Source organism: Nocardia mexicana NBRC 108244, assembly GCF_001613165.1.
In the GTDB taxonomy this organism is placed as follows: domain Bacteria; phylum Actinomycetota; class Actinomycetes; order Mycobacteriales; family Mycobacteriaceae; genus Nocardia; species Nocardia mexicana.
Genome location: NZ_BDBV01000009.1, coordinates 1 through 21,185, shown reverse-complemented (window position 1 = coordinate 21,185; position 21,185 = coordinate 1). Strand labels below are relative to the sequence as shown.

Annotated in this window: 22 protein-coding genes; 13 read left to right on the top strand and 9 right to left on the bottom strand. The window is 69.0% G+C overall.

The genetic code is table 11. The features are described from left to right. Positions 1 to 524 precede the first annotated feature (524 nt). From NM1_RS04530 to NM1_RS04520, 3 genes are read left to right on the top strand one after another with little or no spacing between them, the layout of a single operon-like run. Entirely contained in the window at positions 525 to 2,135 is a 1,611-nt protein-coding gene (locus NM1_RS04530) for a phospholipase D-like domain-containing protein (RefSeq protein ID WP_114699646.1), read from the top strand. A 43-nt stretch (positions 2,136 to 2,178) separates the two neighbouring features. Then, complete coding sequence (locus NM1_RS04525; RefSeq protein WP_068014221.1) at positions 2,179 to 3,318, top strand: CobW family GTP-binding protein; 1,140 nt, start codon at positions 2,179 to 2,181, stop codon at positions 3,316 to 3,318. Further along, the gene (locus NM1_RS04520; protein ID WP_068014206.1) at positions 3,315 to 4,082 is read left to right on the top strand and encodes a phosphotransferase; all 768 of its coding nucleotides are present in this window, start codon (positions 3,315 to 3,317) and stop codon (positions 4,080 to 4,082) included. Before NM1_RS04525 ends, NM1_RS04520 begins: the two co-directional genes overlap by 4 nt. A 254-nt stretch (positions 4,083 to 4,336) precedes the next feature. On the opposite strand, the gene pucL is transcribed toward NM1_RS04520, so the two are convergent. From pucL to NM1_RS04490, 5 genes are all read right to left on the bottom strand, one after another. Beyond that, positions 4,337 to 5,257 carry a factor-independent urate hydroxylase gene (pucL, locus tag NM1_RS04515; protein WP_068014215.1) on the bottom strand — a complete coding sequence of 307 codons (921 nt, stop codon included), beginning with the start codon at positions 5,255 to 5,257 and terminating at the stop codon, positions 4,337 to 4,339. Between the two features lie 175 nt (positions 5,258 to 5,432). Then, positions 5,433 to 5,870: a Clp protease N-terminal domain-containing protein gene (locus tag NM1_RS04510; RefSeq protein WP_068014204.1), complete on the bottom strand. Its 438-nt coding sequence runs from the start codon at positions 5,868 to 5,870 to the stop codon at positions 5,433 to 5,435. 45 nt (positions 5,871 to 5,915) lie between these two features. Further along, a complete protein-coding gene (locus NM1_RS04505; protein WP_068014202.1) occupies positions 5,916 to 6,341 on the bottom strand; it encodes a molybdenum cofactor biosynthesis protein MoaE in 426 nt (141 codons plus the stop codon). Continuing rightward, the gene (gene moaCB / locus NM1_RS40775) at positions 6,334 to 7,608 is read right to left on the bottom strand and encodes a bifunctional molybdenum cofactor biosynthesis protein MoaC/MoaB (protein WP_084519154.1); all 1,275 of its coding nucleotides are present in this window, start codon (positions 7,606 to 7,608) and stop codon (positions 6,334 to 6,336) included. Before moaCB ends, NM1_RS04505 begins: the two co-directional genes overlap by 8 nt. A 67-nt stretch (positions 7,609 to 7,675) precedes the next feature. Continuing rightward, a complete protein-coding gene (locus NM1_RS04490) occupies positions 7,676 to 8,881 on the bottom strand; it encodes a molybdopterin molybdotransferase MoeA (protein ID WP_068014200.1) in 1,206 nt (401 codons plus the stop codon). A 289-nt stretch (positions 8,882 to 9,170) separates the two neighbouring features. Here NM1_RS04490 and moaA point away from each other — a divergent pair, with 289 nt between their 5' ends. The 4 genes from moaA to NM1_RS04470 all read left to right on the top strand — a co-directional run bounded on the left by moaA (position 9,171) and on the right by NM1_RS04470 (position 12,610). Further along, positions 9,171 to 10,229, top strand: a complete 1,059-nt coding sequence (moaA, locus tag NM1_RS04485; protein WP_068014199.1) for a GTP 3',8-cyclase MoaA — start codon at positions 9,171 to 9,173, stop codon at positions 10,227 to 10,229. Beyond that, the gene (locus tag NM1_RS04480) at positions 10,222 to 10,464 is read left to right on the top strand and encodes a MoaD/ThiS family protein (protein ID WP_174556838.1); all 243 of its coding nucleotides are present in this window, start codon (positions 10,222 to 10,224) and stop codon (positions 10,462 to 10,464) included. Before moaA ends, NM1_RS04480 begins: the two co-directional genes overlap by 8 nt. Positions 10,465 to 10,631: 167 nt before the next feature. Next, positions 10,632 to 11,342 carry a YciI family protein gene (locus NM1_RS04475; RefSeq protein ID WP_068014213.1) on the top strand — a complete coding sequence of 237 codons (711 nt, stop codon included), beginning with the start codon at positions 10,632 to 10,634 and terminating at the stop codon, positions 11,340 to 11,342. Between the two features lie 5 nt (positions 11,343 to 11,347). Continuing rightward, positions 11,348 to 12,610, top strand: coding sequence for an RNA polymerase sigma factor (locus NM1_RS04470; protein WP_068014195.1), 1,263 nt, complete (start codon positions 11,348 to 11,350; stop codon positions 12,608 to 12,610). A gap of 138 nt (positions 12,611 to 12,748) precedes the next feature. Here NM1_RS04470 and nadE read toward each other — a convergent pair whose 3' ends face one another. Further along, entirely contained in the window at positions 12,749 to 13,615 is an 867-nt protein-coding gene (nadE, locus tag NM1_RS04465; RefSeq protein WP_068014211.1) for an NAD(+) synthase, read from the bottom strand. A gap of 20 nt (positions 13,616 to 13,635) precedes the next feature. Further along, positions 13,636 to 14,247 (bottom strand): TetR/AcrR family transcriptional regulator, encoded by a 612-nt coding sequence (locus tag NM1_RS04460; protein WP_068014210.1) that lies wholly within the window; start codon positions 14,245 to 14,247, stop codon positions 13,636 to 13,638. A 177-nt stretch (positions 14,248 to 14,424) separates the two neighbouring features. On the opposite strand from NM1_RS04460, the gene NM1_RS04455 reads away from it, so the two are divergent. The 5 genes from NM1_RS04455 (at position 14,425) to nrdE (ending at position 18,597) form a co-directional block, all read left to right on the top strand. Continuing rightward, positions 14,425 to 14,991 (top strand): NAD(P)H-dependent oxidoreductase, encoded by a 567-nt coding sequence (locus tag NM1_RS04455; protein ID WP_068014193.1) that lies wholly within the window; start codon positions 14,425 to 14,427, stop codon positions 14,989 to 14,991. A gap of 120 nt (positions 14,992 to 15,111) precedes the next feature. After that, the gene (ykgO, locus tag NM1_RS04450) at positions 15,112 to 15,234 is read left to right on the top strand and encodes a type B 50S ribosomal protein L36 (RefSeq protein WP_025348247.1); all 123 of its coding nucleotides are present in this window, start codon (positions 15,112 to 15,114) and stop codon (positions 15,232 to 15,234) included. Between the two features lie 442 nt (positions 15,235 to 15,676). Then, a complete protein-coding gene (locus tag NM1_RS04445) occupies positions 15,677 to 15,910 on the top strand; it encodes a redoxin NrdH (protein WP_068014192.1) in 234 nt (77 codons plus the stop codon). A gap of 96 nt (positions 15,911 to 16,006) precedes the next feature. Continuing rightward, positions 16,007 to 16,456 carry a class Ib ribonucleoside-diphosphate reductase assembly flavoprotein NrdI gene (gene nrdI, locus NM1_RS04440; RefSeq protein WP_068014190.1) on the top strand — a complete coding sequence of 150 codons (450 nt, stop codon included), beginning with the start codon at positions 16,007 to 16,009 and terminating at the stop codon, positions 16,454 to 16,456. Positions 16,457 to 16,491: 35 nt separating this feature from the next. Further along, positions 16,492 to 18,597 carry a class 1b ribonucleoside-diphosphate reductase subunit alpha gene (gene nrdE, locus NM1_RS04435; protein ID WP_068014209.1) on the top strand — a complete coding sequence of 702 codons (2,106 nt, stop codon included), beginning with the start codon at positions 16,492 to 16,494 and terminating at the stop codon, positions 18,595 to 18,597. A gap of 3 nt (positions 18,598 to 18,600) precedes the next feature. On the opposite strand, the gene NM1_RS04430 is transcribed toward nrdE, so the two are convergent. Then, complete coding sequence (locus NM1_RS04430) at positions 18,601 to 20,028, bottom strand: response regulator (RefSeq protein ID WP_068014188.1); 1,428 nt, start codon at positions 20,026 to 20,028, stop codon at positions 18,601 to 18,603. 216 nt (positions 20,029 to 20,244) lie between these two features. Between NM1_RS04430 and NM1_RS04425 the strand changes: the two genes are divergently transcribed. Continuing rightward, a complete protein-coding gene (locus NM1_RS04425) occupies positions 20,245 to 20,556 on the top strand; it encodes a hypothetical protein (protein WP_068014186.1) in 312 nt (103 codons plus the stop codon). Positions 20,557 to 20,579: 23 nt separating this feature from the next. Here the strand turns inward: NM1_RS04425 and NM1_RS04420 are convergent. Then, on the bottom strand, positions 20,580 to 21,185 hold a 606-nt coding region (locus tag NM1_RS04420; RefSeq protein ID WP_255286162.1), incomplete at its 5' end, for a sensor histidine kinase.

The window sequence follows — 21,185 nt, the reverse complement described above, 5'->3', positions numbered from 1 at the left end:
GGAGTGTTCCGGGTAGTCAGAGTGCTCCGGGCGGCCAGAAGTCACTGCGGTAAGCGAGAGCGCTCCGGTTAAGCCGAAGCTCTTCGGGGGAGTCAGAACTCGCTGCGGTAAGTCAGAGCCGCCGGGTATCCAGCACGTTCAGCGCCCGCTCTTCCTAAGGGAGAGCGGGCGCTTGTCGTCGAGCCCCGAGTACACGCACCCCGTGCGTGTTCACGCACCCGGTGCAGGGGGTGCGTGAACACGTGCGGGGTGCGTGAAGGGGTGTGGCTTGGGGACGGCGTTGCGGCGTGATGTATTCGGGCGAATCTGACATTGTTTGGTCGCGGTGAGGTTGTTGGGCGATCAGTTGGCGAATTCTGTGCTGTGGCGGGACTTCCGGGAACGAGGGTGTGGGATGCGGGTGGAGGTGCGGAATGGCGCGTGGTGTCGGGGCGCGGGTGGCGGTCTGCGGAGCGAGTGTGATGCTCGCTGTATGCGCAGCTGGCGGCACGGCAGGCGCGGTTCCTAATTCAGGTCCGGGGCATATGCAGGGGCCGGTCGGACCGGCGGCCCCGCATCTGGACGCCGTCGAGGCGAAGCTGCGTGAAGTCTCTCCGGGGCTGGAGGGGGAGACCTGGCAGCGAACGCACGGCAACGAGCTTTCGCGGGCATCCGGCGACCCGGCCGGCTGGCTGCTGCAGAACCCGGGCTGCTGGGGCGATCCGAAATGCGTGCGGCGGCCGGGGACCGAGCGGCTGCTCGATCGCACGTTGGAGCATGTCTCGCGGGCCACCCGCACCGTCGACATCTCGTCGCTGGAGCCGTTTCCCGACGGCACATTCCTCGACACCCTCGTGGCGGGCCTGCACGCGGCGACGGCAGCCGGACATCATCTGAAGATGCGCGTGCTGGTCGGCGGGCCGGTCTCGCTCGGGGCGGCCAACGATCCGGTGAAATTCCGGGACATCCTGGTCGATCGGCTCGGCGGCGCCGCGTCCGATGTCGACCTGACCGTAGCCACCACGGCCACCGATGATCCGGCGCTGTCCTGGAACCACTCCAAACTGGTTGTGGTAGACGGCATCACGGTGATCGCCGGGGGCATCAACCAGTGGGCCGGGGACTACCTCGACCCGCCCGATCCGGTCATCGACGTCGATCTCGCGCTGCGCGGACCCGCCGCCGCACCGGCCGGACGTTTCCTGGACGGCCTGTGGTCGTGGGTCTGCGAGCACCGCGGGATCGACACCGGATCCGCCGGGCCGCTGCCGGGTCTGGCCACCGGATCCTCCGGCGGCTCTTCGGGTTTCGGGCCCTCGCTGGGTTATTCGGTGGTGGCGACCTCCGAGGGCGCGGACTGCCTGCCGCGGCTGGAACAGGACTCGAACCCGGAACCCGACCCCGTGCCCGGGGGCGTCCCCGTCATCGCGGTGGGCGGCCGCGGGGTGAGTCTCGGCCGGGGGGACAAGTCCTCGGATTACGACCCCCGGCGTCCGGACGCCGAGGCGGCGGGCTGCTTCGGCGCGGCCAACCTGGGCCACGACTACTTCAACGACGACCGCGAATACGATACGGCCAACCCGGATTCCAGCGCCCAGCGCGCGCTGGTGGCGAGCGCGCAGCGGCACATCGAGATCTCGCAGCAGGATCTGCTGGGCCCGTGCCCGCTGTTCACCAAGTACGACGTGCGGCTGTTCGACATTCTCGCCGCCAAGCTGGCATCCGGCGTGAAGGTGCGGATCGTGGTCAGCGATCCGGCGAATCACTTTCCGCCGGGCGGATATTCGAATATGGGCTCACTGAGCGACCTCAGCGACGTACTGCTTGAGCGGCTGCGCCTGCGCACCGGCGGCGACGACAGCGCGCGCACGGCGATGTGCAAGAACCTGCAACTCGCCTCCGTCCGCGCCGCCGACGCACCGACCTGGGACGGCGGCAAGCACTACCGCCAGCACACCAAGCTGATCTCGGTCGACCGCGCGGCCTTCTACATCGGATCCAAGAACCTGTATCCGGCCTACCTGCAGGAGTTCGGCTACATCGTGGAAAGCCCGAAGGCCGCCGCACAACTCGACGCCGACCTGCTCGCGCCGCAGTGGAAGTACTCGCAGGCCACCGCGAACGTCGACTACGCGAAGGGCGCCTGCCCCCGCTGAGCACCCGGCGGGCGGTGCGGGATCGATCGCTACTATGGCCGGAATGCGCGCAGCGGACGATCTCGGCCGGGTGGACCGGCGCATCCCTGTCCTGGTCGTGGCCGGTTACCTGGGGGCGGGGAAGACGACGATGCTGAACCGCCTGCTGCGGCAGCGGCAGGCGCGAATCGGCGTGGTGGTCAACGACTTCGGGGCCGTCAATATCGACGCGATGCTGGTCGCCGGGCAGGTCGACGCGATGGTGTCGCTCGGTAACGGCTGCGTGTGCTGCGCGGTCGACGTCGGCGAACTCGACGGGCTGTTCGCGCGGCTGGCGGAGCCGCGCAACCGGATCGACGTGATCGTGGTCGAGGCCAGCGGGCTGGCCGAACCGCGCAACCTGATCCGCATGGTGCTCGGCAGCGACAACCCGCGCATCCGCTACGGCGGCCTGGTCGAGGTGGTCGACGCCGAGCACTTCGACGACAGCCGGGCCCGGCATCCGGAGCTGGCGAGCCATCTCGGGCTGGCCGACCTGGTGGTGCTGAACAAGGCCGATCGGGTGCCCGCGGAGCAGGTGACGCGGCTGCGGCGGGAGATCGGCGAGCTGGTGGGCGGCGTGCCGGTGCACGCCACCAGCCACGGCCGGATCGACCCGAGCCTGCTCTTCGATCCGCCGCAGTCGCGCGCGCCGGTCGCCGAGCAGCTCAGCTTCGACGAACTGCTGGACGATCACGACCATCACGACGGTGACGGGCACCGGCACCTGCACGACGACTACGACAGCGTGTCCTTCGTCAGCACCGATGACCTCGACCCACGCCGCCTGGTCGGGTTCCTCGAGGATCCGCCGCCGGGGCTGTTCCGGGCCAAGGGCCGCACCGCCTTCGGGGTGCGCGGTGAACAGCGGAAGTTCCTGCTGCACGTGGTGGGCCGCCACGTGGTGTTCGAGCCGGCGGCCTGGGAGCGCGGCGAGGACCGCGAAACCCGCATGGTGCTCATCGGTTCCGGCATGGACGCCGAGGCCGCCACCGCGCGCCTGCGCGATGCGGTCCACGCCGCCGCGGAACCGCTCGACGAACAGGCGATGCTCCCGGTCTGGCGCTACGTGCCCCGCGAGATCAAGGACGCCGTCGAGGACCCGGACGATTTCGTCGAATCCGACCCGTTCGACACCCTCGGCGTGGACGAACTCGACCGGTGAGCGGCCAGCCGGATTTCGACGGCGGCTGGGACAGCATCGCAACCCTGGTCGACGGCCGCTGGGTGCAGCGCCGACCGCGCCGCCCCGAGGTCGCGGAGCAATTGCTGCGGGAGACCCGGCTGCTGCCGTGGCTGGCGCCTCGGCTGCCGCTGGCGGTGCCCGTCCCCGAGTTGGTGACTGCGGATCCGCTTGTTGTCCGGCACCTTCTCGTGCCGGGCGGCCCACTCGAGCGATTCACTCCGGAGTGCGGCCGCGCGCTGGGGGAGTTCCTGCGGGCGCTGCACGACTGCCCGGTGGACGAGGCCCTCCGTCACGGGGTCCCCTCGGCGGCCGCCGTCACCGCCGAACGCGCCGACATGGTCGAGCGGTTCCTGACCGATGTGGTGCCACTACTTCCCCCGGGCCGCCGCCGCGCCGCTCGCGCCGTCCTCGACGCGGTCGCGGAGCTGCCCGCCGACACCGTCGTCCACGGCGACCTCGGCCCGGAACACGTACTCGCGGTGGATGATTCGCTCACCGGCGTGATCGACTTCGGTGACTCACACATCGGTGACGCCGCCATCGACCTGGCCTGGGCCCTGCACGGGACACCGCCCACTTTCGCCGAGGCGGTCGCCGCGACCTACGAGGTCACTCCCGCGCTGTGGGCGCGGGCCCTGATCTGGCACCAGCTGGGTCCCTGGCACGAGGTCACCCACGGCCTGGACACCGAAGACCCCGATACAGCGCGATCCGGCATCGCGGGAGTACTGCGCCGCCTGTGAATGGGATGCAGAGACGACGAACTCGGCTGTCTGCCCCACTCCCGGCCCGGGATGTCACCGATCCGTTCCGATGTGTCGGACCGCCCGCTTCGGCCTGCGCCTGCTGCGGCGAACCGCCGCCGCCTCGGTTCGCGGGCAGCCAAGTATTGCGCGATCGCCTCGCGAGCCAGGTCCGAAACAGTTGTGCCGCAGCGCTCTGCCTCATGACGCAAACGATCGTGGGGAAGAAATGCACGCCTCTGCGGCGACGACACCTATACCGCGCCGGTGTAGGGCTCCCAGGAGATTCCGGGGTCGGGGGCGTCCTCGCGTTGGACGGACGCCTGGATGAGGCCGTAGGGGCGGTCGTCGGCGTGGAACACCTCGCCGGTGGTGTCGATGCCGAATCGTCCGAGGTCGTAGGAGAAGTGGTGCTTGTTGGGTGCGGACAGGCGGATCTCGGCCAGGCACGGGTACGCCTCGAGCGCGGACCTGCCCATATCGAACAGCGTCTGCTGCAACGCTTTCGACTGCAGCACTGCGAAGCGCTCGATGAGCACCGCCTTGATGCCCGCGTAGGTGGCGTCCCAGTCCGCCGGGGCCGCGGCGAAACGCCAGCGCGCGACGAGACTCGTCGCCATCACCCGGTCGTGGGTCGGTTCCAGGACCGTGAACTCGTCGGTGAGGAAGCCCGCGAACTCCGACCCGGTCGACTTCAGGATCACCAGGTCCTTCACCCCGCCGATCACCCATTCGCGGCGTTGAGAACCGTTGCCCTGCACCGTGATTGCCGCCGTCCGCACCTCCGGACCGCGACGGGTCCAGGTGTGGTCGTGCGGACGGCCGTCGACCTCGGCGCGTTCCCAGGCGTACTCCTCGATCTCGATCCGCGCCGAGTGCACCGGTTCGACGTCGCCGACGAAATGCCGCGCCAGGGCCAGGCCGTAGTCCTCGATGCTGCCCGCCCCGTGGGTCTTCGCGTAGGCGTAGACGGTCTGCTTCTGGGTGTCGGTCGGGAGCACGGTGCCCTGGTCGCCGGTCACGTGCGCGGCCTCGAACTCGCCCCGCAGGCAGCAGGACACGTTCAGGTCGCGGATCTCGTGCCGCGCGGTGTCGCGGTAGATGCGCACCACGCGGTTCTCGGCTTTGCCGTACTGATTCGGGCCGAGGACGATCTTGCCGGTCATATCGGTCATGGTCACTCCTCTGTCGTGCGGGGCATCCACACCAGGTCGCGGAACTGCTTCACCTTCACTCTGGCCTATCGCGGGCGGTCCCCGGTTACCGGGCTGTTGCTGTTCGAGCATCCGGCGTGTGTCGATCATCACGGCCCGCCGCGCTGAACGGTTGCTGCGAGGCGCGCCCGTCGGGCTATGAGTAGGCCCGCATCTTCGCCGTGAGCGAATCCTCGAACTCGTCCAGCTGTACACCGGCCTCGGCGAGTTCGCGGATGGCCAGGCTGTCGCGATTGCGCAGCAGCGCCAGCTGCAGGTGTTCGACGCCGATGAAATCGTGGCCCAGGCGCCGGGCGATATCGCCCGCGGCGCCCACGATCCGGTGCCGCATCGCCGCGGGCTCGTAGGCGGCCGCCCGCATCGCCGAGCTCAGGGCCTCGGCGAGGTCCCGGGGTTCGGCGCCGAGGGCGCGGAGTGTCTGTGTGGGTACGGCATCCGGATTGTCCAGGATCGCCAGCTGCAGGTGTTCCGGACCGATATGCTCGTGCGCCCGCTCCCGCGCCACCGCCTGCGCGTAACCGAATATCCAATTGGTGCGCGGGGTCAGGGTGAGGGTCGCGTCCGGGGTCTCCATCTATTGATCATTGTGTCGGAGCGCTTTCCGGACAACCGTTTTCACTTATCCGCAGGCATTGACCCATTCGGACATGCCGTCGGCGAACAGCTGACGCTTCCAGATCGGGACCTCGTGCTTGATTCGATCCACCAGCTCCGAACAGATGCCGAAGGCCTCGGCGCGATGCGGCGCGGCGACCGCCACGGCGATGGCGAGATCGCCGACGGTGAGCGGGCCGACCCGGTGCACGGCGGCGACCGGCAGGCCCGCCGCGGCGGACACCTCGGCGCAGACCCGCTCGAGAAACGTCTCCGCCTGCGGGTGCGCGGAATACTCCAGCGCCGAAACCGATTGGCCGCCATCGTGATTGCGCACCTTGCCGGTGAACACCACCACGGCGCCGTATTCGGGACCGGTGACGGCCTGCTCGACCTCGGACGGATTCAGCGGCCGGTCGCTGATCCCGGTGAGCCGTACGCCGTCAGTCATGGCTGCCTCCTCCGGCCACCTGGGCCAGCAGATGATCCAGAAGCGGTTCCAGCACGGCGATTCCGTCGCGCACCCCGCCGGGCGAGCCGGGCAGGTTGATCAGCACCGACCGGCCCGCCAGCCCCGCGACGCCGCGGCTCAGGGCCGCCAGCGGAAAGGTCGCCGTCCCGGCCAGCCGGATCGCCTCGGCGATGCCGGGCAGCTCACGGTCCAGCACCGCCAGCGTCGCCTCGGGGGTGCCGTCGGTGGGGGAGGCGCCGGTGCCGCCCGTGGTGATGACGAGACCGGGCTCACCAGCCAGCGCCTCCGCCAGCCCCGCCCCGATGTCGGCATCGGCGTACACCAGCGGCCCGCGCACCGAAAACCCCTGCCCGGCAAGCCAATCGGTAAGCACAGGGCCGGTCTTGTCGACCCGCGTCCCGGCCGCTGCCCCTGTCGAGGCAACGACCACCACGGCCGACCGTGTGCCCTCGACGGTCCCGGACGAGGTCGACTGCCGTCCGTCCGCTACCGCCCCTGTCTCGCTGTGTGTATGACGGCTCCGCGTCGCCACCCGGCCCGGTCCCGGCGATTCTCGCGCCTCGCTGTCTCGGGCTGTTGTCCGACGACCTCGGTCGGTGGTGGTCGAATCGCGGTGCGACGCGTGGGAGGGTGAATCCCGTTGGGGTGTACTGGTATCCGGGTTCGGCTGCGCGGGAGCCGACGTCGACTCGGGCCCGCCGGTGTGGGCGCTCGCTCCGGCAGCCAACGCGTCGAACGAGTCGGGCGTATCGGCCCCCGACCGCTCCCAATGTCCGCGCTTGCCACCGTCTTTCGTCAGTAACCGCACGCCGTTGAGGACGGCCGCCGGGTCCACCGCCTTGACCATGTCGTGCAGCGTGAGCCCGGCGACGGCGACGGCGGTGAGGGCCTCCATCTCTACTCCGGTGGGGCCCTTGGTCTTCGCGGTCGCCTCGATGGTGATCGTGTCGACGGTGAAGTCGAAGTGCACGTCCACCGACGACAGCGCCAGCTGATGGCACAGCGGGATCAGCTCGGAGGTCTTCTTGGCGCCCGCGATTCCGGCGATGCGCGCGGTGGCCAGGACGTCGGCCTTCGGCATATCGTCGGCCTGCACCAGCTTCACCACCTCCGCCGTGGTCCGCAGCTCGCCCGCGGCGACCGCGACCCGGACGGTATCGGTCTTGGCGCTCACGTCGACCATGCGGGCGCGGCCCTCGGAATCCACATGGGACAGCGCGGGATCGAGGGGAGCATGCTCACTCATGGCCTCACCTCGCAGGCGCTCGGCTCCGGCACGAGCACGCACTTCGACCGTGTGGACGCTCGCTCTCTCATAGCTCCCAGACTTTCACAATCGATCCCGCCGCGAGCTCGGTGACCTCGGACGGAATATCGATCAGCACGTCGGCGTGGGCCATGGCCGCGATCAGGTGCGAACCGGGCCCGGAGACCAGCGCGACCCCGTCCTCCGCCAGCCGCCCGCGCAGGAACTGTCGTCGCCCGGCGGGCGAACGCACCGAATCCAGCAGTGCCACATCGTCTTTCGCCACCGGTGGCAGTCCGCCGAGCTCGCGCAGGATCGGGCGGGCGAAGACCTCGAACGACACCATGGTGCTGACCGGATTGCCGGGGAAGCTCAGCACCGGCACGCCGTCGACCACCGACAGCCCCTGCGGCCCACCGGGTTGCACGGCGACCGCGCCGAATTCCCCACCGGCCCCGGCCAAGACGTCCTTGACCACCTCGAAGTCGCCCTTGGACACGCCGCCGGAGGTGAACACCACATCCGCGGACCCGGCCGCCCGTGCGAGGGCACCTCGGAACTCGGCCGGATCGTCGCGGCTGTGCTCGACCGAGACCACCTCGACTCCGTTGGCGGCCAGCGCCGCACCCAGGGCGATCCCGTTCGAGTTGTAGATCTGCCCGGGCCGCAACGTTTCCCCCGCCGGGACGAGCTCGTCACCGGTGGTGAGCACCGCGGCGCGCACCCGCCGGAACACCGGCAGCGCGGGCAGCCCGACCGCCGCCAGCGCCGCGATGTGCCGGGGCGCCAGCAGGGTTCCGGCCCGCACCAGCAGATCCCCGGCGCGCACATCGGTTCCGGGCTCGCGCACGAAATCGCCCGCCGTGCGGCCGCGTTCGACGGTGACCGTGCCGTCGCCCGCCCGGGTGTCCTCCACCGGCACCACGCAGTCCGCTCCGGGTGGAATCGGCGCGCCGGTCATGACTTTCACGGCCGCACCGTCCGGCAGCGGCGCCTGCCCCGGTTGACCGGCGGCCACCACTCCCGCGAGCGGGAGGGTCACGGGTGTCACCGAGACCGATTCGGCGCGCACGGCGTACCCGTCCATGCCAGAGTTGCGGAACACCGGCAGATCCACCGGGGCCCGCACGTCCTCGGCGAGCCGCCGCCCCAGGGCCTCGCCCATGCCCGCATCCTCGATGTCGCGGACCGCGAGCGGGCGCAGCAACTGCTCGACGCGGCCGCGGTGCTCCTCGACGGATCGGGCCGAGGCGGTCGCGGGCCGGGTACTCATGCCTCCACCTCTTCGCTCGCATGCTCGCTCACGGCTGCACCTCGCCGGCGCTCGGTTCCGCCGTGCGCGATGCGCGCTGTGTCGATGGTTCGCTCGCATGCTCGCTCACAGCGCCAGCCTAGTCGCGGCGAATTCCGGTATCGCTTCGTACGTTCCTCCGAAGCGCGGCCGGGACCCGCGCGTCCGGGTCCCTCGATCGTCCAGCGTTGTGCAGGGGCGACGGCGGCGCGCGGGCTCACAGCCCGCCTCCGTGCGGGCGTGAGATGAGAATGGCAGCCATAATGGTCGCGTGACGGTTGTTCTCATGGGGATTCCCGCCGTGCGAGGCGGGCAGCCCACGCTGGAGGGACGCCCCGACACGCCGCTGCTGGTCGACAAGTTCGGCCGCGTCGCCCGCGATCTGCGGGTTTCGATCACCGAGAAGTGCTCGCTACGCTGCACCTACTGCATGCCGGAGGAGGGCCTGCCCGCCATCCCCGCCGACGAGCTGCTGTCGGCCGAGGAGATCGTGCGCCTGGTGGCCCTGTCGGTGCGCGAACTAGGGGTGCGGGAGGTTCGCTTCACCGGCGGCGAGCCGCTGATGCGCCGCGATCTCGAGCGCATCATCGCCGGATGTCACGCGGTGGTTCCCGACACGCCGCTGGCCATGACCACCAACGGCGTGGGCCTCGAACACCGCGCGCGGGCGCTCGCCGAGGCCGGTCTGGGCCGGGTCAACGTCTCGCTCGATACCGTCGACCGCACCGGCTTCGCCCGCCTGACCCGCCGCGACCGGCTCGATTCGGTGCTGTCGGGGATCCGCGCGGCCCAGCGCGAGGGCCTGGCCCCGGTCAAGGTGAACGCCGTGCTGATGCGCGAAACGCTGTCCGGCGCGGCGGATCTGCTGCAGTGGTGCCTGGAGGAGGGCTGCGAGCTGCGGTTCATCGAGGAGATGCCGCTGGACGCCGACCACGAGTGGGCGCGCGCCAATATGATCACCGCCGCCGAACTGCTGGACGTGCTGCGCACCCGATTCACCCTGACCGAGATCGGCCGCCCCGATCCGGCCGCCCCGGCGGAGAATTGGCTGGTGGACGGCGGCCCGGCGAAGGTCGGCATCATCGCCTCGGTGACTCGCAAGTTCTGCGGCGACTGCGACCGCACGCGGCTGACCGCCGACGGACGGATCCGCTCCTGCCTGTTCAGCGATCAGGAATACGATGTGCGTTCGGCGCTGCGCTCGGGCGCGAGCGACGACGAGATCGCGACGCTGTGGCGCGGCGCGATGTGGCACAAGTGGGCCGGGCACGGCATCGATGCCGAGGGCTTCGTGCCGCCGGAACGGACGATGGGAGCCATCGGTGGTTGAGGTCCGCTATTTCGCAGCGATCGCCGACGCGGTCGGCAAGAGCAGCGAACGCCTGGACCTGTCCGCGGAGGCGACGGTAGGCGACCTGCGCCGCACCCTGGCCACCACCTACGGCCCCGACCTCGAGCCCATGCTGAAGGTCTGCGCCTTCCTCATCGGAGACGAACTCACCCGCGACGAAGCCATGCCCCTCACCGCGCGCGTCGACGTGCTCCCACCCTTCGCGGGCGGCTGAAGCGCCACGGTCGTCGTGCCGTGTCGGGCGGCTCACGGCCTCGAAGTCCGCTGCAGGCGAGTCGTTCGCCGAATGATTCGCCCATCGATGTAGAAGAAACCCGACCGCGTTCGTCGTCTGAGTGAGGGGAGTACCGAACTCCTCCGTGACAAGGAAGGATGACGGACATGTACTACCTGGCGCTGTTGTTCGGGCGTGAGGACGGGAGCGTGGAGCCGGGCACTCCCGAGTTCGACGCCGAGGTCGCGCGGTATGCGGAATTCGAGGAGAAGGCCGGCAGCGCGATCGCCGGTGGCGCCGCGCTCTTTCCGTCGGAAACCGCCGCACACGTGCGGCGGTCCGGTGGGCAGACGCTGATCTCCGACGGGCCGTTCGCCGAGCAGGCCGAGGTGGTCGGCGGCTTCGACGTCTTCGACTGCCCGAATCTCGACGAGGCGATTCAGCTCGCCCGGCAGCTGCCCGCGGCGGAACAGGGCGCGGTCGAGGTCCGGCCGATGGTGCAGTGGGACCCGCCGAAGGATCTGGGCTCCGACGGCTGGCTGGCACTGCTGTGGGAAACACCCGATGCCGTGATCGAGCCGGGCACGCCCGCATGGGACGCGGCGATCGTGGAACACCAGCGGTTCGCCGAGCAGGTCGGCGCGGCCCTCCGGGGCGGCGGCGCGGTACAGCCGCCGTCCACCGCCACCACGGTGCGGGTCCGCGATGGCGAGCTGCTGCTCACCGACGGGCCGTTCGCCGAGTCGGCCGAGGTGGTGGACGGGCTCTACATCCTGTCCGCACCCGACCGGGCCCCGGCGCTCGAGTACGCGGCACGGATTCCGCTGGGGCCGTCGGGCCGGGCCGAGGTGCGCCGGATCGTCGACCTCGACGGCTGAGCGCGATGGGCCCGGTCGACTCCATCGACGATGTCTACCGCGCCGAATTCGGCCGGGCCCTCGCCACCGTCGCCCGCATGGTCGGCGATATCGGCCTGGCCGAGGACGCGGTCCAGGAGGCGTTCGCCGACGCGCTGCGCACCTGGCCCGCATCCGGTCCGCCCGCGAATCCGGGCGCCTGGATCACCACCGCGGCCCGCAACCGGGCATTGGATCGACTGCGCCGTGAATCATCCAGGGCCGCAAAGGAATACATTGCCGAGTTGAGCGTCGCGCCGAGGGAGGAGCCCGAGGTGACACCGATCGAGGACGATCAGCTGCGGATGATCTTCACCTGCTGCCATCCCGCGCTGTCGCCCGAATCGCGGGTGGCGCTGACCCTGCGCCTGGTGTGCGGGTTGCGGACCGCCGAGATCGCCCGCGCCTTCCTGCAGCCCGAGCACACCGTGGCGCAGCGGCTGAGCCGGGCCAAGGCGAAGATCCGGCAGGCCGGGATCCCGCTGCGGGTGCCGACGGGACCGCTACTGCCGCAACGACTTCCGGGCGTGCTCTCGTGTATCTACCTGGTTTTCAGCGAGGGCTACTTCGCGACCTCCGGCCCGTCCGCGGTGCGAGACGAGCTGTGCGACGAGGCAATTCGGCTCGGCAGGCTGCTGTGCGGGCTGCTGCCGGACGAACCGGAGGCCCGTGCCCTGCTCGCGCTCATGTTGCTCGACGACAGCCGCCGGTCCCAACGCCGATCGGCCGACGGCTGCCTCGTGCCGCTGGAGGAGCAGGACCGCACCCGCTGGAACCGCTCGGCGATCCGCGCGGGCCTGAGCTGCCTGGTCTCGGCGTCCGAACAGGGCGGCAGCGGACCGTACCTGGCGCAGGCGCGCATCGCGGGCGCCCACTCCGTCGCATCGAGCTGGGCCGCGACCGACTGGAAGTCGATCGTCGCCGCCTACGACGAACTGCTGCACTACACCGAATCGCCCTCCGTCCGCGTGAATCGCGCGGTGGCCGTCGGCTTCCTGCACGGCTTCGACCAGGGCCTGGCGGCCCTCGACGAGATCGCCGACCACCCCCGCCTGGCCGGCACCAATCTCGTCGCCACCACCCGCGCCGACCTGCTCCGCCGCGCCGGGCGCTACACAGACGCCGCTGTGCACTACCGCCTGGCCATCGAGCAGGCGACCAACGATCAGGGTCGGCTTTTCCTGCGACGGCGTCTCACCGAGGTCGAGTCGACCGACGCGGCCGATGGCCGGGGGCTCGACTCACCATGAGGTGCACGGCATTTCAGTGCGGCGGTTGTCCGCTGCTGTCGGCGGTGTCGAAGTCTGCGTCGTAGCGCGGCACATCGACGCACTTGGTTTCCGCGTGTTGCGGCCGTCTCGTGCCTCGGCGTCGGCGGCCGGGCACGCTCAGTCGCGCCACCAGGTGTCCAGCGGGGTCACCGGCACCGCGCGCTTGTGGCGGGTCATGCGGAAGATCGACTCGACACGGTCGGCGATCTCGGGGTCGACGTCCTTACCCTCCAGGTAGTCGTCGATCTGGGCGTATTTCAGCCCGAGGGCGACCTCGTCGGGTAGCGCGGGCCGCTCGTCCTCCAGGTCGGCGGTGGGGACCTTCTCCCACACGCTCGGCGGGGCGCCCAGCTCCTGCAGCAGGGCCGCGCCTTGGCGCTTGGTCAGGCCGGTCAGCGGCGTGACGTCCACGCCGCCGTCGCCGTACTTGGTGAAGAAGCCGGTGACCGCCTCGGCGGCGTGGTCGGTGCCGACCACCAGCATGTTGAGCTGACCGGCGATCGAGTACTGGATCACCATGCGCTCGCGGGCCTTGATGTTGCCGCGCACGAAGTCCCGCAGCTGCGGCTGCTCGGCGTCGCGCCCCGCCGGTGCGTCGGCGAGCAGTTCGCGCAGGCCCTGCGCGGATTCGCCCGCGACCGCGTCGGCGCTCGGCTTGACGTTCACCGCGATCGACCGATCGGGCCGGATGAACTCCAGCGCGATCTGCGCATCCGCCTCGTCGGCCTGCACGCCGTAGGGCAGCCGCACCGCCACGAAGGTGGCCTCCCGGCCCTCCTCGCGCAGCTCCTCCGCGGCCAGCTGGCACAGCCGCCCGGTCAGCGTCGAATCCTGACCGCCGCTGATCCCGAGCACGAAACCCGCTGCGGGCGTGGACCGCAGATAGTCCTTGAGGAAGTCGACGCGGCGGCGCACCTCGACCTTCGGCTCGATGACCGGCCGCACACCCAGCTCGGCGACAATGCGTTCACGCAGGTTCCCCATGCCGGTCACTCTACTGGCGGTCACGACGCGGGCGCCGCCGGTACGACCGCGCGCACCAGCCGCTCCCAGTGATCGCCGATCTGCTCCGGGGAGTAGCCGAGCACCCGGGTCTGGTGCAGCACCAGGGCCGCGTCCAGCCCGGCCAGCAGCGTGTCGGCCAGCAGCGGTATGTCGCCCTGCACCCCGGTCTGCCGGAGCAGCAGCGCCACATGGGTTTTCATGATGTTGAAGGGCGCGCTCGAATAACGGCCGGGTTCGTCGGCGGCCCGGCGCATCTCGCCCTCGACCTCGATCCCGGCCAGCCGCGCCCGCCCGAACGCCACCAGCCTCTCCACCGCCGGGGCGCCCGGGCCCAGCGGGGGCGGCCCGAACATGTAGGCGGCCTGCAGTTTTCGTTCGGACTGGTCCAGCAGCGCCAGCATCAGCCCGGCCCGGTTGCCGAACCGGCGGAACACCGTCCCCTTGCCGACGCCGGCGCGCCGGGCGACCGCGTCCATGGTGACGCCGTCGGCGCCGTGCTCGCGCACCAGCTGCTCGGCGGCGTCCAGCAGCAGCTGCCGGTTGCGGGCGGCGTCGCTGCGTTCGGGGTGCTCCTCGGCGACCGGCAGGGTGTGTGGTGGGATCGGGGCCAACGGCTCGAGCGGCAGCGCCGGCGGCACGTCGCCGGGTTGCGGCGCGCGGACGTCGGCGGGAGGGTGTGTGTCGTGGTTCACAGCGGTGACCTCGCGGGCTGGGAATGAAAGCGGACTGCGGTCCGGTTATGGTGTCGTAGAAGCGCAACCCACCGCAACATCGCACAAGGAGTGACCATGTCCCAGACCCGCCTCCTCGCTCTGGTCGGCAGCCTGCGCGCCGGATCCTTCAACCGCCAGCTTGCCGAGGCCGCCGCGCAGACCGCCCCGGAGGGTGTCCAGGTCGACATCTTCGAGGGCCTCGGAGATATTCCTTTCTACAACGAGGACATCGACGTTCCCGGACAGGAGCCCGCGCAGGCGACCGCGTTGCGCGATGCGGTGAACGCCGCCGACGGCCTGCTGCTGTTCGTCCCCGAGTACAACGGCACCATCCCGGCCGCGCTGAAGAATGCCATCGACTGGGCCTCGCGCCCGTTCGGCGCGGGTTCGATCAAGGAGAAGCCGATCGCCGTGATCAGCGCCTCCATCAGCCAGAATGCCGCCAAGTGGTCGCACGGTGACACCGTCAAGGCGGCCGGAATCGCCGGTGGTTCGGTGGTGGAGAGCGCGCACCTGCACTTCGGCACCATCGGCCAGCGGTTCGCCGAGGCGCACCCGCGCGAGGACGCCGAGGCGCTGACGCAGCTGGCCGCCGCGGTGCGCGAGCTGGTCGAGGTGGTCGCGGAGCGGGTCAACGCCTGATTCTCCGGCCTGTCCGTTGCGCGCGGGGCCGCATCCTTGCCGGGATGCGGCCCCGCGCGTGTCCGGGCCCGAACCGCCGCCTGTATAGAATGTGAAAATCATTATCATTTAGGAGGTGGCATGAAGGTCCGCAACTCGCTGCGTTCGCTGAAGAGCAAGCCGGGCGCCCAGGTGGTGCGCCGGCGCGGCAAGACATACGTGATCAACAAGAAAGACCCGCGCTTCAAGGCCCGCCAGGGCTGACGCGACACGCCGAGCGGGAGCCGCTCTGTCCGGACCGGACGGGGCGGCTCTTCGTCGTGCCGGGGGCGCATCGTGGCTGGTTCCGGAGGCGGATGAGACGGCTGTGACTGGTGAGCAAATTGAGTTTGCTGGGAGAGAGCTGCGACACGAAATCGTGATCTGTACCACTGCCGTGTCGGGTTGCGAATCAACTGTCCAGGTACTTGCACCGACCGAATTTCACCTTTGTGACTCGCAACATGTCGTGTTGGATGAATCTGTCGGCCACTAGGTGTAGTGTCTACAGCGCTGGAAGACGATGCGGGCGCCGAGCTGATTCGGGGTGTGCGACCTGGGGTTCCGTGCCCGCCGCAGTCATCTTCCAGGGGTTTGCGCAGTTACCAGTTGGATCTTGCGAGTCGTGCACTGCAGTCGGATTCAAGGCAAGGAGAGAGGGACACTCATGACCATCACCGTGTACACCAAGCCCGCTTGTGTCCAGTGCAATGCCACCTACCGCGCTCTCGACAAGGCCGGCGTCGATTACGACGTCGTCGACATCTCCGAGAACCCCGAGGCCCGCGATTACGTCATGGCGCTGGGCTACCTGCAGGCCCCCGTCGTCGTCGCCGGCGACGAGCACTGGTCGGGCTTCCGTCCCGACCGCATCAAGTCGCTGCTGACCCAGGCGGCCTGATTCCGGCCGAGGGCATGCCGGAACAAGCCGGGATGCCATGACGCTGGAATGACGGGGCGCCGACTTTCATCCGACAATGGGGAAGGGGGAGTGGCCATGGCTGATCTGGTCTACTTCTCGAGCGCGTCGGAGAACACGCACCGCTTCGTGGAACGGCTGGGCCTCCCGGCCGTTCGCATTCCGCTCCACAACGCCGAATCGCTTCGCGTCGACGAGCCCTACGTGCTGATCTGCCCCACCTACGGGGGCGGTCGGCACGTCATGGGCCGCAACCGATCCGACAAGGAATTCGTGCCCCGCCAGGTGGCCAAGTTCCTCAACGATCCGCACAATCGTGCGTTGTTGCGCGGCGTCATCGCGGCCGGCAACACGAACTTCGGCGATACCTACTGCTATGCGGGAGAGGTGATCTCGCGCAAGGCCGGGGTGCCGTACCTGTATCGCTTCGAACTCATGGGAACCGCCGAGGACGTCGAGCGCGTCCGAGAGGGATTGGGATTGTTTTGGCAACGACAACAGCACCGGCCGGAAAGACGGCCCGCCTAGAGCGCCCGGTGACGGGCGATTCGTCGACCGAGGGCATGGACTACCACGCCCTCAACGCGATGCTGAACCTCTACGGTCCCAACGGCGAGATCCAGTTCGACAAGGACCGCGAGGCCGCACACCAGTACTTCCTGCAGCACGTCAACCAGAACACCGTCTTCTTCCACAACCTCGACGAGAAGCTCGACTACCTCATCGAGGAGAACTACTACGAGTCCGAGGTCCTCGACCAGTACAGCCGGGCGTTCGTGAAGAAGCTGTTCCAGCAGGCCTACGGCAAGAAGTTCCGGTTCCCGACCTTCCTCGGCGCGTTCAAGTACTACACCTCGTACACGCTGAAGACCTTCGACGGCAAGCGTTACCTGGAGCGCTTCGAGGACCGGGTCTGCATGGTCGCGCTGACCCTGGCCGCCGGTGACGAGGTGCTGGCGTCCGAACTGGTCGAGGAGATCATCGACGGCCGCTTCCAGCCGGCCACGCCGACCTTCCTCAACTCCGGTAAGAAGCAGCGCGGCGAGCCGGTGTCGTGCTTCCTGCTCCGCATCGAGGACAACATGGAGTCCATCGGGCGCTCCATCAACTCCGCGCTGCAGCTGTCCAAGCGCGGCGGCGGTGTCGCGCTGCTGCTCAGCAACATTCGCGAGCACGGCGCGCCGATCAAGAAGATCGAGAACCAGTCCTCGGGCGTCATCCCGATCATGAAGCTGCTGGAGGATTCGTTCTCCTACGCCAATCAGCTGGGCGCGCGGCAGGGCGCGGGTGCGGTGTACCTGCAGGCGCACCACCCCGACATCTACCGCTTCCTCGACACCAAGCGCGAGAACGCGGACGAGAAGATCCGCATCAAGACGCTGTCGCTGGGCGTGGTGATTCCGGACATCACCTTCGAGCTGGCGAAGAAGAACGAGGACATGTACCTGTTCTCGCCGTACGACGTGGAGCGCATCTACGGCGTGCCGTTCGCGGATATCAACGTCACCGAGAAGTACTACGAGATGGTCGACGACCGGCGCATCCGCAAGTCGAAGATCAACGCGCGCGAGTTCTTCCAGACCATCGCCGAGCTGCAGTTCGAGTCGGGATACCCGTACATCATGTACGAGGACACGGTGAACCGGTCCAACCCGATCCGGGGCAAGATCACCCACTCCAACCTGTGCTCGGAGATCCTGCAGGTCTCCACGCCGTCGATCTACAACGACGACCTGACCTACGCCGAGGTGGGCAAGGACATCTCCTGCAACCTGGGCTCGCTCAATATCGCCAAGACCATGGACTCGCCCGACTTCGGTAAGACGGTGGAGACGGCCATCCGCGCGCTGACCGCGGTGTCCGATCAGACCCACATCTATTCGGTGCCGTCGATCGAGCAGGGCAACAACCAGTCCCACGCCATCGGCCTCGGCCAGATGAACCTGCACGGGTACCTGGCGCGCGAGCGGGTGCACTACGGGTCCGACGAGGGCGTCGATTTCACCAACATCTACTTCTACACGGTGGCCTTCCACGCGATCCGGGCGTCGAACCGGCTGGCCATCGAGCGCGGGCAGTACTTCGGCGGCTTCCCCGAGTCGAAGTACGCCAGCGGCGAGTACTTCGACAAGTACACCGAGCAGGTGTGGGAGCCGAAAACCGAGGCCGTGCAGCGCCTGTTCGCCGACGCCGGGGTGCACATCCCGACCCAGGACGACTGGCGGGAGCTGAAGGCCTCGGTGATGGCGCACGGCATCTACAACCAGAACCTGCAGGCCGTGCCGCCGACCGGCTCGATCTCCTACATCAACCACTCCACCAGTTCGATCCACCCGGTGGCGTCGAAGATCGAGATCCGCAAGGAAGGCAAGATCGGCCGCGTCTACTACCCGGCGCCCTACCTGGACAACGACAATCTCGACTACTTCGCCGACGCCTACGACATCGGCTACGAGAAGATCATCGACACCTACGCCGCGGCCACCCAGCACGTGGATCAAGGCCTGTCGCTGACGCTGTTCTTCAAGGACACCGCCACGACTCGTGACGTCAACCGCGCGCAGATCTACGCGTGGCGCAAGGGCATCAAGACCCTCTACTACATCCGCATCCGCCAAATGGCCTTGGAGGGAACCGAAGTCGAGGGTTGCGTCAGCTGCATGCTGTAGGGCTTATCCGGGGAGCAAGCCGAGCGTGGCCAGCTCCCCGGTGAGTCGGGTGGTCGAGCCGGTGACGAGCCGCGCGCCCGCCTCGGCCGCGCTGGCGCGCCGCGCGGCGGAAATGCCGAAGGCGCTGGTGTAGACGATGAGCGGGGTGGCAATCTCGCGGTCACGCACCTCCTCCAGCAAACGCCGTCCGGCATCCGAGACACGGATCCCGTTCTCGGTGCGCCCCCAGTCCGTCACGATGACGCCGTAATTGCGGCCCTTGTCCAGCAGGGTCGTCGCCTCGTCGGTAGTCCGTGCGATATCGACGCGAACCCCGTTGCGCTCCAAGCGATCCACGATGAGGGCGTTGTTCTCCGGCTTGTCGTCCACCCAGAGCACGGCACTCGCTATGGGTTCGCGGCGGCTACCCGGGCCGTCCTGCCCGGCCCCGGCATCCTCACGACTGCCTTCGGTAACAGGCAGGGAACCCGGCGGGATCGGCGCCCCCGTCCACCCACGCGCCCGACGCTTTCTGGCACGCCGCCGAATACTCGTGGTCGGCGTATCGGGATAGTCGGCGAATGCGCCGTCGTCCCGGTCGGAAGAAGGCGCCCGGGGCGCCGATGTCGGTGGTCCCGCCGGTCCGCCTTCCGGTGGCCAAGGTGTTTGTGGCCGTACCTGTCCCCATTGCTGCTGCGGGAGAGGCGCTTCGGCTGTGGTGGAGTCAGTGAGCCGCGGGTCACCGTCGGCACTCTCGGGTTCTGGGCGATCGGTATCGGACTCGCTGTCCTGCGGTCCACCGAATACCGGGCCCGTAGGTGCCGGAGTGCCGAAGTCGATCTGGGCGGGCGGCGGGTCGGCGTCGCCCGATCCGGTGGAGGGGGTACCGGCGGCCGGTGCGGCACTGACATCGGCCGAACCGGATTCTTCTCCCGCCAGGAGTTCTCCGCTGTAAGGGGCGGGCGCCGGTGGCGGTCCACCGACCGCGGACGAGGGTGCCGGTCCCCGGTATCGTGCCGATCGGCGGTCGGGCGCCGGTGCGGGGGAAGGGGTGAGCCACGGGGGTGATTTGTCGGTGTAGGGGCCGGGTGCGGGCGCGATCGGCCGGGTCGGCGACGAGTCGTCGGCCGCTGTCGCCGACGACCACGCGCCGGCCGCCGCCGGCGGCGACCACGCGCCGGACGGGGCGGGCGGCGACCACGGGCGGGCCGACCGCAGGTTCGCGACCTCCTCCTGCAGCTTGCTCAGCTGTGTTTGCAGGTCGGCGATCATGTCGTCTTGCTGGTCGCTGAGCTCCTTCATGCCGATTTCCTGACCGCCCACGTTCAGCGTGAACTCGCGACGCTCGGCCGAGCGGATCACCCGCCCGACCGGACCGCGGAACATCAGCAGCGCCACCAGGAACAGCACCGGCCACAGCAGAGTGGCGACGGAGCTGAGGATCTCTTGCACGGGTCCCCCAGAATGTTCGTCTGTTGTCCACCGAGACAACACATTTCAGACGCGAGAAGATTATCGGCGGGCACGGGCGGGGGCAATGCCCGGACATCGGCGGTGGTGGACCGAACACCGCGGTGCGTCGGATCTCTACGGGGAGATCGCATATCCCGCGGTTCTACAACCGTGGCGTGCGCCCGAGATCGGCCGATCGCGCGGGATACTGGGGCGGTGACGGACTCCGACGAGCACGAGAAGATCTCGGGTATCAGCGGGCAACTGGAGTCGATCCAGATGTCCATCGGCAATCTCGACGAACGGTCGATCGCGTCACGACTGATCTCCATGGGCGTCGACATCAGCAGCCTCACCGCCCGCCAGGAATCGGTGGAAAACCGCCTGACCTCAGTAGAGCGTCGTTTCACATCCGTGGAGAACCGCCTCCGCTCCGTCGAACTGGACATCGACACCATCAAGACCGATATCGGCACCCTGAAATCCGATATCGCCCAGATCCTCGGCCTGCTGCAGAACCGCGGCTGACAGGCATTCCGCCACAACGCTTTTCAACGAGAAGGCGCCTTCGGGGCCGTGTGAGTGGGCAGTTCGGCGGGTGGCAGCCACAGGGTGGCGATGGCGCCGCCGCCGCTGGCCGGTTCGATGGCCGCGTTTCCGCCGTGTACCTGGGCGACCCAGGCAACCAGCGCCAGGCCGATTCCGTGGTGGCCGCCGCGTCCCGCCACCCCGCGCGAAAAGGGGTTGGCCGACATCGCGGGATCGATTCCGGGTCCGTGGTCGCGGACGCTGAGGCGGCCCTCCGCCACGTGCACCTCCACGGGCGCCAGCTTGTTCACCGACCCGTGGGTGATCGCGTTCTCGATCATGTTGCGGACGGCGAGGCTCAGCAGTTCGGGGTCGCCGACCACCACCGACGGGCGCGCATCGACGGTGATCCGCGCGTCCGGCAAGTCGTCGGCGACGGACTCGGCCAGCTGATCCAGCCGCAGCATGACGCGTTCCGGATTCGCGATGCCGACCTGCAGGCGCGCCCGCGCGAGCAGCCCGGTCACCAGGCGCGCCATCCGGTCGGCCAGGCCGCGGGTCTCACGCAGCACCCGATCGACGTCGTCGGCGGTGTGCGGCCGGGATTCGGTGAGCAGTTTCAGGGTGGT